Below are 14,193 nucleotides of genomic sequence, written 5' to 3' on the forward strand. Positions count from 1 at the left end.
CCTGCGCCCGTGGGCGAGCCCGGCCGGGCGTCCGAGGGCCCGGCCGCCGGCGACGCCGGGTCCGGCGACGTCACGTCCCGCGAGGCAGGGTCGGGCGAGAGCGAGGAGCCCGAGGCGTGGCGCGCGGGCCCGAGCATCGACGACGAGGACGACCACTTCGAGCCGCCGGAGGTGCAGCTCCCGCCGGGCGAGGACATCGGCTACTGGGGCGCCCTGCTCGGGCTCGTCGGCGGGCCCCTGCTCCTGCTCTGGGTCGTCGTGTCCGAGCCGTTCTACGGAGGCTGGTGGACGCTCGGCGCGATCCTGCTCTTCTTCGGGGGGTTCGGGCTGCTCGTCATGCGCCAGCCCAAGGACCGCGACCCGTTCGACGACGACAACGGCGCCCGCGTCTGACGCGACCTACCGCACCGGAAGTGCTCTGATCACAGCACTTCCCGTGCCGTAGGTCGTCCCGTGGCCCGTGTGGGACGTCAGGTGCGGGGACCCGGGTCCGTGACCTCCGGCTGAGCGGCGGCGGGGTCCTCGGCGGTCGTCTCGGCCGCCGCACCCTCCGCCTCCTGCACCATCTCCTCGGTGACGGTCTCGCTCGCCCGGGCTGACGCCTCCTCGGCCCGCTCCTGCGTCGCCGACGGCTCCCCGAGCCGGATGTCGACCCAGGTCGGCCGGTGGTCGCTGCCCGCGACGAGGTCGGCCTCGGGGATGGGGATCGGGACGTGCGGCTCGGCCTGCAGCCCCGGCGAGGCGAAGATGACATCGAGGACCCTGCGCGGCCGGGTGGCCGGGAAGGTCGGGGTCATCGGCGAGACCGGTCGCATGACTCCCGCGAACGCCTGCCACGCCCGGCCCGTCTCGTTCTCGTTGAGGTCGCCGGCGAGGACGACCTCTCCCCCGACGTTGACCGCCTCGAGGATGACCTGTGCGTGCGCCGCCCGCTCCCGCGCGTCGAGGCTGAGGTGGACGCTCGCCACCGCGATCGGCTCACGACCGGGCGCTGCCACGCGCGCGAGCGCGAAGCCGCGGGTCCGCTGGAGCAAGGCCACCCGCAGCCGCTGGTGTCGAGACTCGACGACGTCGACCCGCAGCGAGGTGAAGATCGTCGTCCCGCCGCTGCCGCGATGCCGCCCGGACCAGTACATCCCGCAGTTGCGGGCGAAGTTGGCGACCCGCTGGGTCGAGAAGAGCCGGCGCGGCACCTCCTGCAGGCAGAGCACGTCCGGGTCGATGGCCCGCACGACGCGCGCCGCGGCATACGGGTCCTCGAGGAAGTCGCGGGTGTTGTAGCTCGCGATCCGGATCGTCGTCACGCGGCGGGTGCCCCGGCCATCACGCACGTCCCGGCCACGGCCATGGCGACGCCTCGTTGCGGGCGAGGTCGGCGGCGCCGATGAGCCCGGCCTCGTTGCCGAGCCGGGCCGCGACGACCTGCGCCTCGGGACGGTAGCCGCGCCCGGTGAGGCGCCGGCGGAAGTTCTCGCGCGCGGGACCGAGCAGCAGCTCGCCTGCGGCGGAGACGCCACCGCCGATGACGAAGGTGCCCGGGTCGAACGCCGCAGCGAGGTTGGCGATCCCGATGCCGAGCCAGTGACCGATCTCGGCGAGCAGCTCGGTGGCCGTCGCGTCCCCCTCTCGCGCTGCCTCCGTGACGATCGGTCCGGTGAGCTCGTCGGCCCGGCCGTCGACCCGTGCCGCGAGGTCGGTGGCCACCGGCGAGTTGGCCAGGATCATCGCCCGGGCCTCGCGCACGAGGGCGTTGCCCGAGGCGTACTGCTCCCAGCAGCCGCGGTTGCCGCACTCGCAGCGCTGTCCCTCGGGCACGACCTGCATGTGGCCGAACTCTCCGGCGATGCCGTAGCGGCCACGGATGAGCTCCCCGTGCATGAGGATCGCGCCCCCGATGCCGGTGCCGAGGTTGACCATGACGACGTCGGACTCGCCCTGCGCCGCACCGAAGCGCCACTCGGCCCAGCAGGCCGCGTTGGCGTCGTTCTCGACGAGGATCGGTGCGTCGATCCGCTTGCTCAGCGCGTCGCGCAGCGGTTCGTGGCGCCACGAGAGGTGCGGCGCGAAGACGACCGTGGCCCGGTCGGCGGCGACGAAGCCCGCGGCACCGATGCCGACCGCGGTGACGTCGGGACGCTGGGCGCGCAGCTCCTCGACGACGTCGACGATCGTGTCCTCGACGACGCGCGGTCGCTTGCTGCGGTGCGGGGTGTCGCGGCGGGCGCGGACGAGGACCTGACCGTCCTCGTCGACGACTCCCCCGGCGACCTTGGTCCCGCCGATGTCGATCCCGATGGCCAGGCTCACGGGGTGTCCTCCTCGTCGACGACGGCGATGGGTTCGGTGCGCGGGGTCCGCTCGGCCGGTGCCGGTCGAGGGGACGTCCCGGCGCCCGATCCTTCCGTATGCCGTGTCGCCAGCTCTCCGAGCAGCGTCGCCGCCGTCGTGGCCAGGTCGGCGAGCCGGGTGAGGGTCTCGGGACTCACGGCGCGCAGCGCGGTGACCGACCGGCATACGGGGCACCACGTGCACGACTCGGCGTCACCCATGGCGACGTGGACGTGCTTTTGGTGGCCCTGCGGGCCGGCCGCGTCGCCGTCAGCGCTGGCCGCCCGCGTCTCGGCGCCGCCAGCGGCGGCGGAATCGGCGGCGTCGGTCGTCCGGGTCTGGCGGCCGAGGGCCTCGAGCAGCCTGGCCGCCTCCTCGGCGACCGAACCGACCGCGGCGTCGAGTCGCGCGTCAGCGTCCACGTGGCCACACCTCCTCATCACGGACGAAGCGCACCCGGAGCTCTCCGGAGCGCACCCCAGCATTCTTGACGATGCAGCGTCGCAGCACCGAGGGCAACGCGATGACCCTGCGCACACCGCCCACGTCGACGACGAGGTCGTCCGCGCGCCGGGCGAGATCGACGTCACCCGAGCGGGCGAGCGGGAGGGGCAGGACGAGGACGAACTCCTCGCCGTCGGCCTCCACACGGAGCCCGCCGACGCGCACGGGCGCGTCGAGCGGTGCGAGCTCGCCGTCGATCGCCGACGTCCGGGCAGCGAGGTCCGCGAGCGCCTCTGGCCCCGTGGGCTCGCCCGCGAGGTAGGGCGCGACGAGGACTGGCGTGCCGTGGAACGACGTCGTGATCGTGTCGATCCCGGCGGACTGTGCGGCGTTCCAGGCCGCGCGCCACGGGTCGTCGTCGACGGGGATGACGCGGTTGACGACGACGGCGTCGACGGCATACCCGTGCAGTGACAGGGAGGTGAGGATGCGACGGGCCTCGGCGATGACGACGTTCTCGGGGGTGAGGACGATGCGGACGCTGGCGCGCTCTGACGTGAGCAGGGCGCGGACGTCGGCCATGTGCTCACGCCAGGTCGTGATGACGTCGAGCACGTCGCCGCCGGGCATCGGGAGGCCGGCGGCCCTGGCGGCGGCCGGGCGCATCGCCGTGAGGAGTCGGCGCTGGGCGGGAAGCAGCCGGTCGAGGTGCCAGCCGAGCACCTCGGGCAGGGCGAGCAGCCGCAGCGTCTCCGCCGTCGGGGCGCAGTCGACGACGACGACGTCCCAGTCCCCGCTCGTCGCGTGGTGGCCGAGGGTGAGCAGCGCGCTGATCTCGTCGGCGCCCGGCAGCGCCGTGAGCTCCTCGGCGACGACCGGGTCCACGCCGATCGAGTCGAGGACGGTGAGGAGGTAGTCGCGCAGCGTCGCCCAGTCGGCCGCCACGCTCGTGCGGGCGCCGACGGCCTGGGCGTGGAGGAGCTCCTCGACCGGCAGGGTCTGCTCCCAGCTCGCGGAGGTGCGCAGGTCGACGTCGAGGGCGTCACCGAGGCTGTGGGCGACGTCGGTCGACATGACGAGGGTCCGCCGGCCGGCCCGGGCCGACTCGACCGCCATCGCGGCGGCCGTCGTCGTCTTTCCTACGCCGCCCTTGCCGGTGACGAGGACGACGCGCGGGGTGTCCGCCACGCTCAGGCGAGTGACTCGACGCGCTTCTTGAGCTCCTTGAGCGCGGTGTCGATGATGAGCTTCTCGGCCTTGCGCTTGAGCATCCCGATCATCGGGATCTTGACGTCGACGGCAAGGGAGTAGTCGACCTGCGTGCCGTCGCCGACAGGGGTGAGGGTGTAGGAGCCGTCGAGCGCCTTGAGGACGCCCGCGCGGACGAGGTGCCAGGTGACGATGCCCGAGCCGTCCTCGGCGATGCCGTCCCAGTCGTACTCGAGGACGTAGGTGTCCTTGACCGCTCCCGCGTCGAGGGAGTACTCGACCTGGTCGGCCCAGCCGTCGCCGTCCTCGCTGAGGATGCTCACGCTCCTCACCTGCTCGGCCCAGTCGGGGTAGGCCTCGAAGTCGGCGATGACGTCGAGCACGGCGCCCGGCTCGGCGGCGATGGTGATCGAGGACGACGTGCTTTCTGTCATGGGCGCAGGCTACCCAACGGGGCCTACCCCTAGGATCGGTGCACGGCGGAACCTCGCGTCCGCCGAACGACCCGCTGGTGACCAGGCCCGACGACGCCGTCGACGGCCGGCGAAGGAGAGCACGTTGCACGAGAAGTCCACTCCCGCACTCGCTCCGGCGACCACCGAGGGCAGTCTCGCCGATCTTCCCGCGCGCAACCGAGCACTGACTCCGGGCAAGGCGATGTTCGCCACGCGGTCCGGGTCGGGCTGGACCGACGTGTCGGCCAAGGACTTCGCCGACCAGGTCGAGGCGCTCGCCAAGGGCTTCCTCGCCGCCGGGGTCACCCCGGGCAGCGCCGTCGGCATCATGAGCCGCACCCGCTACGAGTGGACCCTCACCGACTTCGCCCTCTGGACCGCCGGGGCCATCCCGGTCCCGATCTACGAGACCTCCTCCCCCGACCAGGTCGAGTGGATCCTCAAGGACTCGGGCGCCGTCGGCGTCGTCCTCGAGTCCGAGAAGCACAAGAGCGCGCTCGTCGGCGTCTCCGGCAACCTGCCGTCGCTGGCCCACAGCTGGGTCATCGACAACGGCGACCTCGACACGCTCGCCGCGTCGGGCGCCTCCACCGACGACGCCACGCTCGCCGCGGCTCGTGACGGCATCGACCGCAGCTCGACCGCGACGATCATCTACACCTCGGGCACGACCGGCCGCCCCAAGGGCGTCGAGCTCACCCACGGCAACTTCCTCGACCTCACCGAGAACACCGTCGAGAAGCTCAAGGATGTCGTGAGCAGCGAAGGCGCCGCGACGCTGCTCTTCCTCCCGCTCGCACACGTCTTCGCCCGCTTCATCGAGGTCCTCTGCGTCGCCTCCGGAGCCAAGCTCGCCCACTCGGCGGACATCAAGACGCTGCTGGACGACTTCGCGAGCTACCAGCCCACGTTCATCCTTGCGGTGCCGCGCGTCTTCGAGAAGGTCTACAACTCGGCCGAGGCCAAGGCGGTCGCCGGCGGCAAGGGCAACATCTTCGCCAAGGCCGCCGACACCGCCATCGCCTGGTCCGAGGCCCAGGAGGCCGGCTCGGTCGGCTTCGGGCTGCGCGCCAAGCACGCCGTCTTCGACAAGCTCGTCTACGGCAAGCTCCGCGACGCCATGGGCGGCAAGGTCCAGTACGCCGTGTCCGGCGGCGCGCCGCTCGGCACACGGCTCGGCCACTTCTTCCGCGGCATCGGCGTGACGATCCTCGAGGGCTACGGCCTCACCGAGACGACCGCCCCGATCACGGTCAACCTGCCCGAGCGACTCAAGGTCGGTACCGTCGGCCCGCCGCTGCCCGGTACGACCGTCCGCATCGCCGAGGACGGCGAGATCCTCGTCAAGGGCGTCAACGTCTTCGGCTCCTACCGCAACAACCCCGAGGCCTCGGCGGAGGCGATCAGGGACGGCTGGTTCCACACCGGCGACATCGGTGAGCTCGACGAGGACGGCTACCTGCGGATCACCGGCCGCAAGAAGGAGATCCTCGTGACGGCCGGTGGCAAGAACGTCGCCCCCGCCGTCCTCGAGGACCGCCTCCGCGCGCACCCGCTCGTCTCGCAGTGCATCGTCGTCGGCGACCAGAAGCCGTTCATCGCCGCGCTGCTCACGCTCGACGAGGAGATGCTCCCGATGTGGGCGGCGAACCACGGGCTCGAGGGCATCACCGCGGCCAAGGCGCGCACCGACGAGACCGTCCTCGCCGAGCTCCAGAAGGCCGTCGACGAGGCCAACACCGCCGTGTCCAAGGCCGAGTCGATCCGCAAGTTCGCGGTGCTCGAGGCCGACTTCACCGAGGAGTCCGGCCACCTGACGCCGTCGCTCAAGCTCAAGCGCAACGTCGTCATGCGCGACTTCGCGGACGAGGTCGATGCGCTCTACGGCGGCTGACCCCACCCCTTCCACGACCCGCCCCACGGGTCAGAACCCGGCGTATGCCGGCCACGCCCTCGCGGTGCTGTGGCTCGCCTGCCTCGGTGTGCTCCAGTGGAGCGTCGTGCGCTTCCGGCTCCCCATCGTCCTCACCCTCACGGTGGGCGCGGTCGGGCTCGGCGTCTGGCTGTGGCGGCGCACCGAGGTCCGCCGCGCGCCGTCGTGGCTCGCCCCTGTCGTGCTGCTCGCCTCGGTGGCGATCACGTGGGCGGTGCCGCTGTTCAGCTACCTGCGCGGTGCCTGGCTGACGGCGGCGCTCGCCACCCTCTCCGTCGTCGGCATCGGCTCGGCCGCGCTCCTGGCGCGCCCGAGCGCGGTCCGGGCGCGGACGGCATACGGGCTGGCGGTCCTCGGTCACGTCGTGACCGCCGCGATCACGACGGTCGGCGACCCGGGGCCGAGGATCGACGTCTGGGTGACGCTGCAGCAGGCGAGCGACGCGCTCGCGCGCGGCGAGAACTTCTACGACATGACGTGGACCGACTCCCCCGGCGTGCAGGACGCGTTCACCTACCTCCCGTGGACGGCGGTGCTCCTCGCCCCGGGTCGCTGGCTCGGCGGCGACGTGCGTTGGGCGCTGGCGTTCTGGTCGGTCGTCCTCTTCGCGGGGATCTGGGCGCTGGCTCGGCCGCTCGCCGGAGACGCGCCGAGCACCGCCCGGGCGACGGTGCTGCGTGCGGCCGTGCCGGTGGCGGCCCTCGTCGTCGCTCCCGGGACGCTCACCCAGGTCGACCAGGCGTGGACCGAGCCGCTGCTCGCCGCGGGCCTGGTCTGGTGGGCGGTGCTCGTACGGCGCGGCCACGCGTGGTGGGCCGTCGTCCCGCTCGCGCTGGCGTGCGCGAGCAAGCAGCACCTCGCGCTGCTGCTGCCGCTGCTCCTCGTCTGGCCGGCGTTCGGGCCGCGGCGGGCGGTGGCGACGGGTGCACTCACGGGCGTCCTCATCTCGCCGTGGTTCCTCGCCTCGCCGTCGGCCTTCGTGCACGACACCGTCACGCTGCTCGTCGGCTTCCACCCGATCCGCTTCGCGAACACGTGGTACCTCTACTTCCTCAACGAGCACGGCGTGACCCTGCCGTTCTGGGTGACGGGGCTCGTCGTGCTCGGGGCGCTCGGCCTCGCCGCGTGGGCGGTCGCCCGCCGTCGGCCGGAGGTCGACGAGCTGCTGCGGTGGTTCGCGTTCGTGCTGCTCGTGGCAAACCTCGTCAACAAGCAGGCGTTCTACAACCAGTTCTGGCTCAGCGCGGCCCTCGTCGCGATCTCGCTCGCCGTCCCCGCCCGGGCAGCGGCTCCGGTCGTCTCCGGGAGGGTCACTTCGGCGCGGCCAGCCGGTTGAGGTCGCTCAGCCACGCCTTCGTGAAGTCGGCACGGCTCGTGCCGAGGACGTCGCGAAACGCACGGTCCATGGCCGTGTCCGCCTGCGCCGGTGACCCGTCGACGGTCGACGCCTCGTAGAACCGGCGGAGCGCGGGCTCACCGTGCCGGCGGGCGATGAGCTCGACGGCGAGCCACGAGGCGAGGTAGCCCGGCGCGATCTCGCCGCGGGCCGGGTCGAGGTCGCCCTGGGTCGGGAGCCGCTTCGGCCCGCCACCATCGGCGACCTTCTCGAGGAGCGGGGCGGCCAGCTCGGTGACCCGCCGGTCGGACGCGGAGTAGCCGACGTGATCGGCGTAGCCCTCGACGAGCCACAACGGCGCGACCCCGGCGAGGGACGAGCGGACGGCGACGTGGGTGCTCTCGTGGGTGAGGACGAACTGTCGGCCCTCGGCGGTCAGGCGAGCGAAGGCGTCGGGGTTGACCACGATGCGGTCGGCGGTGGCGCGTCCGTCGGGCCCGATGGGGCCGTCGGTGATGGCGGCGACCTGGCTGAGGTCGTCCGCACGACCGACCTGCTCGCGGAACTGGGTCGCGTCCTTCGGCGCGACGACCGAGACCCGTCGCGGCCACGTGCGCGTCCAGCGCGTCGAGACCTCCGCCACCGCGCGGTCCGCCATCGCCGCGTATGCCGTGAGCGTCGCCTCGTCGACGGTGCCGGTGACCGTGCTGGCCCGGCCGCGGACGGTGCGGGCATCGGGCAGCGGTGTGGACGGCTCACTCCCGGCAGGTGGCGACGCGGTGAGCGTCGGCAGCCCGCTGGGTGCCGCGGTGGGTGTCTCGGGCCCGGTCGGACCTGCCGTGGTGGGCGCGGCCGAGGGCTGCGGGGCTGTCCCGTCGCAGGCGGCCACGAGCGGCAGGGTGAGTGCGGTGACCACGGCGACGGCGGCGCGTCGCACGCGCGGGGCGCGGCACGGCATACCGGTCGTCGGGAAGGTCGGGGGCACGCGCCCCATCGTGTCAGGCGCGGCTCAGCCGACGGCACGCCCGATGCTCAGCGGGGCGCGCTGCGCCCGGACGGTCGCGGCGGACTCGGCCGTGATGAGGCCGGCGCGCACGCACGCCGTCACCGCGGCCCGCTCGTCGGCGTCGAGGGGCAGGTCGTCCCCCATGTGCAGGGAGTCGGGGTCGAGCAGGGCGGTGACCATGCAGTCACCGCAGTGGAGGTCGCGCACCGGGCATCGCGAGCAGACGATGGTCAGGCTGTCGTGGGTCAGGTCGTGGGTCATGTCTCACCTCTTTCTCGGGTCACGACCACGCTAGGGGGGCCCACTGACAGCCCTCTCCGTGGAGCCTTCGCGCGGGGCGCCGCGCCGGGCTGCCTCCGCCCGGCTGTCGGACCCCGCGCCTAGCCTCCCTCGCATGCGGATGGTCCAGGGCACGCTCGACGACCTCGGCACCCCCCTGTCCGACGTGACGTTCGTCGTCGTCGACCTCGAGACCACGGGCGGCAGCCCGAGCGAGTGCGGCATCACCGAGATCGGCGCCGTCAAGGTGCGCGGCGGCGAGGTGCTCGGTGAGTTCCAGACCTTCGTCAACCCGGGCGAGCCGATCCCCGCGTTCATCTCGGTCCTCACCGGCATCACCGACGCGATGGTGCGCGACGCCCCCCGCGTCGAGCCGGCCCTCGTCGCCTTCCTGGAGTTCGCCGCCGGCTCCGTCCTCGTCGCCCACAACGCCGGCTTCGACATCTCCTTCCTCAAGGCGGCGTGCGCGAGGGCCGAGCGCGACTGGCCGCGCTTCCCCGTCGTCGACACCGTGCACCTCGCCCGCCAGCTCGTGACGCGTGACGAGGTGCCCAACCACCGCCTCGCCTCGCTCGCCCGGCTCTTCGGCGCGACGACCACCCCGGACCACCGGGCGCTGCACGACGCCCGCGCCACCGTCGACGTCCTCCACGGGCTCATCGCCCGGGTCGGCTCGCTCGGCGTGCACTCGCTCGAGGAGCTCAAGGCCTACTCCGCCAAGGTCCCGGCGGCCACCCGCCGCAAGCGCCACCTCGCCGATGGCCTGCCCGAAGCACCTGGCGTCTACCTCTTCAAGGACGGCTTCGGCAAGGTCCTCTACGTCGGCACGTCGGTCTCGATCCGCACCCGCGTCCGCAGCTACTTCACCGCCTCGGAGCAGCGTCGCCGGATGGCCGAGATGGTCCGCATCGCCGAGTCGGTGACACCGATCGTCTGCGCGACGGCGCTCGAGGCCGAGGTCCGCGAGCTCCGGCTCATCGCCGAGCACAAGCCGCGCTACAACCGCCGCTCGCGCCACCCGGAGCGCAGCTGGTGGGTCAAGCTCACCGTCGAGCCGTTCCCGCGGCTGTCGATCGTGCGCGACGTCGCCGCCGACGGCACCCGCTACATCGGTCCGTTCGCCTCGCGCGGCTCCGCCGACGACGCCGTCGCCGGTGTCCACGAGCTCGTCCCGCTGCGCCAGTGCCTCGAGCGGCTCTCGGCCACGAAGCCCCGGTCGGCGTGCGCCCTCGCCGACATGGGGCGCTGCGGTGCGCCCTGCACCGGCGCCCAGAGCGTCGAGGACTACGCCGCCGTCGTCGCCGAGGCGGTCGAGCTGCTCGCCGGCGACGCCTCGCGGGCGGTGACGACGTGGCGCGAGCGGATGGACCGGCTCGCCGAGCAGGAGCGGTTCGAGGACGCCGGCGTCGTCCGCGACCGGATGATCAGCCTCGTGCGCGGCGCCTCACGGGCCCAGCGTCTCGACCCCCTCGCCCGCACCGCCGAGCTCGTCGCCGCCCGTCGGAGCGAAACCGGCGGGTGGGAGGTCATGTGCATCCGTCACGGTCGCCTCGCCGGCAGCACCGTCGCGCCCCGCGGCGCCGACCCGATGCCCTACGTCGACGCCCTGCGCGCCAGCGCCGAGGTCGTGCCCGCCCCGCTGCCTCCCTCGACGGCGGCGACCCCCGAGGAGAGCGAGCGCATCCTGCGCTGGCTCGACGCCCCCGGCGTGCGCATCGTCGACATCGACGGCGAGTGGACCTGCCCGGTCGGCGGCGCCACCGGCGTCCGCCACGTCCTCGAACCCGTCGAGACCTCGCGACGCCTCGCCCCGGGCTTCCGCTCGGCCTAGGGTCGGTCTGGTCGCGGCGTCGCTCACGTCGCGCCCCGTCGTGCAGCCCGAGCCAGAGGAGTGGTGCTGGTGTCCTATCCCCCGCGTCTCTACACCGGAGCGACAGGTGAGCGCTCGGCCTGGGTCACTCCCGGCGACCGCGAGCCCGACCTCGTCTACCCCAACGGCAACCGCGTGCACTACGTGGCGCGCGGCGAGTCGACTGGCGGGTTGTTCGGGCTCTACCGCTGGGAGTTCGCCGGGCCGCCCAGTGGTCCGGGCGCTCACTTCCACCGGACGATGTCCGAGTCGTTCTACGTCCTCGACGGCACGGTGACGATCTACGACGGCGACGCGTGGGTCAAGGCACGGTCGGGCGACTTCCTCCACGTCCCACCCGGCGGCCTGCACGGCTTCCGCAACGAGGACGGTCCGGCGACGATGCTCCTGCACTTCGCCCCCGGCGCCCCGCGCGAGCCCTACTTCGAGGGGCTCGCCCGTCCCGGTGGCGTCGCGGCGATGTCGGACGACGAGCGCGACGCGTTCATGGCCGAGCACGACAACTTCTGGGTCGAGGAGTGAGCCGACTACGCTGCGAGTCGTGATCACTGCCATCGTCCTCATCACCGCCGACGTCGACCGGATCCCCGAGGTGGCCCAGGAGGTCGCCGAGCTCGATGGCGTGAGCGAGGTCTACTCGGTCGCCGGCGACGCCGACCTCATCGCCATGGTGCGGGTGCGCCAGCACGACGAGCTGGCCAGCGTCATCGCCGACCGCCTCAACAAGGTCCAGGGCGTCACCGGCACGGCGACGCACATCGCCTTCCAGACCTACTCCAAGCACGACCTCGAGGCCGCCTTCAGCCTCGGCCTCGAGTAGCCCGACCCCGCACCCCGCCTCCCCTTTTGCTCCCCATGGGCGGAACTTGAGGGTCCGGAGGGATCTTTTCCCTCCGGACCATCAACGTTCCCTCATGGGGAGCAAGAGTTGAGACGGGCCGGTATGCCGTCCGGCTCGGGAAAGCTGGGGCGATCGGGATCAGGCCGAGACGGCCGCGTGGCTCGCGCTGACCCAGCGGTCGAGCCGAGCGGCGGCATCGCCGGAGTCGATGGCCCGCCGGGCCGTGTCGATCCCGAGCCGGATCGCCTCGTGGACGTCGCCCGCCGTCGTGCCGGAGGCGCCCGCCGCGACGGCCAGCGCCGTGCCGGCGTTGAGGAGGACGGCGTCGCGCGCCGGCCCGGGGTTCCCCGCGAGCACTCGGCGAGCCACCTCGGCGTTCTCGTCGGCGAGCCCGCCCTTGATGCTGTCGATGGTCGAGACCGGGAGCCCGACGTCGTCAGGATGGACGGTCACCTCGGAGACCTCGCCGTCGCGGACCCAGAGCAGGGTCGTCGGGCCCGCGATCGACATCTCGTCCAGGCCCTCGTCGCCACGGAAGACCGCAGCCGTCGTCCCGCGGTCCGCGAAGACACCGGCGATGACCGAGAGGAAGCGCGGGTCCGCGACGCCGACCGCGGCATACGTCGGCTGGGCCGGGTTGGTGAGCGGGCCGAGGAGGTTGAACGCCGTGGCGATGCCGAGCTCGGCACGGGCGGGACCGGCATACCTCATCGACGGGTGGAAGGTCTGCGCGAAGCAGAAGGTGATGCCCGCGTCGAGCGCGACCCGCCTCACCTGTTCGGGGGTCAACGTGAGGTTGACCCCGAGGCTCTCGAGGACGTCGGCCGACCCCGACTTCGACGACGCGGCGCGGTTGCCGTGCTTGACGACCTGCAGGCCCGTCGACGCGATGACGACCGACGACATCGTCGAGATGTTGACGGTGCCGAAGCGGTCACCGCCGGTGCCGACGATGTCGATGCTCTCGCCGGGGACCTCGATCCGCCGGGCGTGCTCGAGCATGACGTCGGCGAGACCGCGCACCTCGGCGACGGACTCGACCTTGGAGCGCAGCGCGACGAGGAAGCCCGCCACCTGGGCGACGCTCGCCTCCCCGCTCATGATCTGGTCCATCGCCCACCGCGACTCGGCGAGCGAGAGGTCCTCGCGGGCCATGAGGCGGGTCAGGAGGTCGGGCCACGTCGGGCCCGCGGGGACCGTGGCCGACACGTCAGCTCGCCGAGACGCGCCGGCGCGCCAGACCCGCGATCGCCTCGGCGACCTTGATCGGGTCGAGCGGGTGCGGCACGGCGTCGTCGGCGAGCGACCACGCGGCAAGCCAGCCGTCCTGCGGGCGCCCGGTGAGGACGAGGACGGGCGGGCAGTCGTAGATCTCGTTCTTGAGCTCGCGGCAGAGGCCGAGACCGCCGTTCTTGGCCGCCTCGCCGTCGAGGACGACGACGTCCCAGCCACCGGCGTCGAGGGCCTCGGTGACGGCGAAGGAGGTCGCGCACTCGAGCCACCGGGTGACCTCGACGTCACGGGCCGGGCGACGGCCCGCAGCGGCGCGGACCGCGTCTCGCGTCGTGATGTCGTCGCTGTAGAGCAGAACCGAGACCCGGTGGAGACCGGGACCGCCGGAGGGGGTCGTGCCGGCCTTCTCGACGGAGTCCGCGTGAGGGGCCGCGTGCGCAGAGGTCATGGCGTCATCCTAGCCACGGGGCATTCTGCGATCCGACACCACCGAACCCGGGGGTCGGTGCAGCGCATGTCAGGGAATGACGCCATAATGGCGCTCGTGGCGACAGCAGAAGCAACGACTCGAGTGTCCGGTCCGGTTCCCAGCATCCCGGACTACGGTCCGGCGACCCGCCCCAACATGGTCGCGGTCGGCACGATGGTCTGGCTCGCGAGCGAGCTGATGTTCTTCGCAGCGCTCTTCGCGTTCTACTTCTCGCTCCGTGGCCACCTGCCCGAGCTGTGGGACGAGCGCACGGCGCAGCTCAACGTCCCCTTCGCGTTCGCCAACACCGTCGTCCTCGTCATCTCCTCGGTGTGGTGCCAGCTGGGCGTCTGGAAGGCCGAGGCCGGGCAGGTCGCGCGCACCGGCACCCTGGCCAACGTCAAGGAGTGGGGCATGCGTGAGTGGTACGTCCTCACGTACGTCTTCGGCTCGATCTTCATCGCCGGCCAGGTCTACGAGTACGCCCACCTCGTCCACGAGGGCATCTCCCTGAGCACTGACTCCTACGCGTCGATCTTCTACCTCGCCACCGGCTTCCACGGCATGCACGTCACCGGCGGCCTCATCGCCTTCCTGCTCATCATCGGGCGCACCTTCACGACCCGCCGATACACCCACCTCCAGGAGACGGGTGCGGTCGTGACCTCCTACTACTGGCACTTCGTCGACGTCGTGTGGATCGCGCTCTTCGCGATGATCTACCTGCTGAAGTGAGGTGGCCGCGCTGACCACTAGCCTGACCAGCTCCCCCGCCCCACACATCCCCGAG

15 protein-coding genes and 1 pseudogene are annotated in these 14,193 nt (G+C 72.5%); 7 read left to right on the forward strand and 9 right to left on the reverse strand.

Going from position 1 to position 14,193, the window contains the following annotated elements; all coding sequences use genetic code 11:
• Positions 1–393 (forward strand): annotated as a pseudogene (locus N798_RS18345) (hypothetical protein); the annotation flags it as partial.
• Positions 394–470: 77 nt separating this feature from the next.
• On the opposite strand, the gene N798_RS07945 reads toward N798_RS18345, so the two are convergent.
• Genes N798_RS07945 through N798_RS07965 form a run of 5 tightly spaced genes read right to left on the reverse strand, consistent with a single transcriptional unit; the run spans position 471 to position 4,415 of the window.
• Positions 471–1,304, reverse strand: a complete 834-nt coding sequence (locus N798_RS07945; RefSeq protein ID WP_084100317.1) for an endonuclease/exonuclease/phosphatase family protein — start codon at positions 1,302–1,304, stop codon at positions 471–473.
• A 19-nt stretch (positions 1,305–1,323) separates the two neighbouring features.
• On the reverse strand, positions 1,324–2,307 hold the full coding sequence (locus tag N798_RS07950) for an ROK family glucokinase (protein WP_035947613.1): 984 nt from the start codon (positions 2,305–2,307) through the stop codon (positions 1,324–1,326).
• Positions 2,304–2,750: a hypothetical protein gene (locus N798_RS17295; RefSeq protein WP_052117052.1), complete on the reverse strand. Its 447-nt coding sequence runs from the start codon at positions 2,748–2,750 to the stop codon at positions 2,304–2,306. The genes N798_RS07950 and N798_RS17295 overlap by 4 nt, the downstream gene beginning before the upstream one ends.
• Positions 2,740–3,960 (reverse strand): ArsA family ATPase, encoded by a 1,221-nt coding sequence (locus N798_RS07960; RefSeq protein WP_035947614.1) that lies wholly within the window; start codon positions 3,958–3,960, stop codon positions 2,740–2,742. Before N798_RS07960 ends, N798_RS17295 begins: the two co-directional genes overlap by 11 nt.
• Positions 3,961–3,962: 2 nt before the next feature.
• On the reverse strand, positions 3,963–4,415 hold the full coding sequence (locus N798_RS07965) for an SRPBCC family protein (protein ID WP_035947616.1): 453 nt from the start codon (positions 4,413–4,415) through the stop codon (positions 3,963–3,965).
• 124 nt (positions 4,416–4,539) lie between these two features.
• On the opposite strand from N798_RS07965, the gene N798_RS07970 reads away from it, so the two are divergent.
• Positions 4,540–6,330: an AMP-dependent synthetase/ligase gene (locus N798_RS07970; protein ID WP_035947617.1), complete on the forward strand. Its 1,791-nt coding sequence runs from the start codon at positions 4,540–4,542 to the stop codon at positions 6,328–6,330.
• On the forward strand, positions 6,311–7,705 hold the full coding sequence (locus N798_RS07975; protein WP_035947693.1) for a hypothetical protein: 1,395 nt from the start codon (positions 6,311–6,313) through the stop codon (positions 7,703–7,705). Before N798_RS07970 ends, N798_RS07975 begins: the two co-directional genes overlap by 20 nt.
• On the opposite strand, the gene N798_RS07980 is transcribed toward N798_RS07975, so the two are convergent.
• Positions 7,680–8,690 (reverse strand): hypothetical protein, encoded by a 1,011-nt coding sequence (locus tag N798_RS07980; RefSeq protein ID WP_156971667.1) that lies wholly within the window; start codon positions 8,688–8,690, stop codon positions 7,680–7,682. The two genes, N798_RS07975 and N798_RS07980, sit on opposite strands and share 26 nt — an antisense overlap.
• A 24-nt stretch (positions 8,691–8,714) precedes the next feature.
• The gene (locus N798_RS07985) at positions 8,715–8,972 is read right to left on the reverse strand and encodes a hypothetical protein (protein WP_035947618.1); all 258 of its coding nucleotides are present in this window, start codon (positions 8,970–8,972) and stop codon (positions 8,715–8,717) included.
• 133 nt (positions 8,973–9,105) lie between these two features.
• Here N798_RS07985 and N798_RS07990 point away from each other — a divergent pair, with 133 nt between their 5' ends.
• The 3 genes from N798_RS07990 (at position 9,106) to N798_RS08000 (ending at position 11,680) form a co-directional block, all read left to right on the forward strand.
• A complete protein-coding gene (locus tag N798_RS07990; protein WP_035947619.1) occupies positions 9,106–10,821 on the forward strand; it encodes a DEDD exonuclease domain-containing protein in 1,716 nt (571 codons plus the stop codon).
• A gap of 69 nt (positions 10,822–10,890) precedes the next feature.
• Positions 10,891–11,382: a cupin domain-containing protein gene (locus N798_RS07995; RefSeq protein ID WP_052117063.1), complete on the forward strand. Its 492-nt coding sequence runs from the start codon at positions 10,891–10,893 to the stop codon at positions 11,380–11,382.
• Positions 11,383–11,401: 19 nt separating this feature from the next.
• Entirely contained in the window at positions 11,402–11,680 is a 279-nt protein-coding gene (locus N798_RS08000; protein WP_035947622.1) for an Lrp/AsnC family transcriptional regulator, read from the forward strand.
• Positions 11,681–11,839: 159 nt separating this feature from the next.
• On the opposite strand, the gene trpD is transcribed toward N798_RS08000, so the two are convergent.
• Together trpD and N798_RS08010 are read right to left on the reverse strand one after the other, a co-directional pair.
• A complete protein-coding gene (trpD, locus tag N798_RS08005; protein ID WP_035947623.1) occupies positions 11,840–12,910 on the reverse strand; it encodes an anthranilate phosphoribosyltransferase in 1,071 nt (356 codons plus the stop codon).
• Between the two features lies 1 nt (position 12,911).
• The gene (locus tag N798_RS08010; RefSeq protein WP_188450479.1) at positions 12,912–13,382 is read right to left on the reverse strand and encodes a response regulator transcription factor; all 471 of its coding nucleotides are present in this window, start codon (positions 13,380–13,382) and stop codon (positions 12,912–12,914) included.
• A gap of 87 nt (positions 13,383–13,469) precedes the next feature.
• On the opposite strand from N798_RS08010, the gene ctaE reads away from it, so the two are divergent.
• The gene (ctaE, locus tag N798_RS08015) at positions 13,470–14,138 is read left to right on the forward strand and encodes an aa3-type cytochrome oxidase subunit III (RefSeq protein WP_035947624.1); all 669 of its coding nucleotides are present in this window, start codon (positions 13,470–13,472) and stop codon (positions 14,136–14,138) included.
• Positions 14,139–14,193 lie beyond the last annotated feature (55 nt).

The sequence above is a fragment of the Knoellia flava TL1 genome (genome assembly GCF_000768675.1).
Classification (GTDB): Bacteria; Actinomycetota; Actinomycetes; order Actinomycetales; family Dermatophilaceae; genus Knoellia; species Knoellia flava.

Excerpts from the sequence above, each read along its gene's own strand:
- N798_RS07965 (WP_035947616.1), bottom strand. The coding sequence starts at position 4,415 with ATGACAGAAAGCACGTCGTCCTCGATCACCATCGCCGCCGAGCCGGGC.
- N798_RS07975 (WP_035947693.1), top strand. The coding sequence starts at position 6,311 with ATGCGCTCTACGGCGGCTGACCCCACCCCTTCCACGACCCGCCCCACG.
- N798_RS07985 (WP_035947618.1), bottom strand. The coding sequence starts at position 8,972 with ATGACCCACGACCTGACCCACGACAGCCTGACCATCGTCTGCTCGCGA.
- N798_RS07990 (WP_035947619.1), top strand. The coding sequence starts at position 9,106 with ATGCGGATGGTCCAGGGCACGCTCGACGACCTCGGCACCCCCCTGTCC.
- N798_RS08010 (WP_188450479.1), bottom strand. The coding sequence starts at position 13,382 with ATGACCTCTGCGCACGCGGCCCCTCACGCGGACTCCGTCGAGAAGGCC.
- ctaE (WP_035947624.1), top strand. The coding sequence starts at position 13,470 with ATGGCGCTCGTGGCGACAGCAGAAGCAACGACTCGAGTGTCCGGTCCG.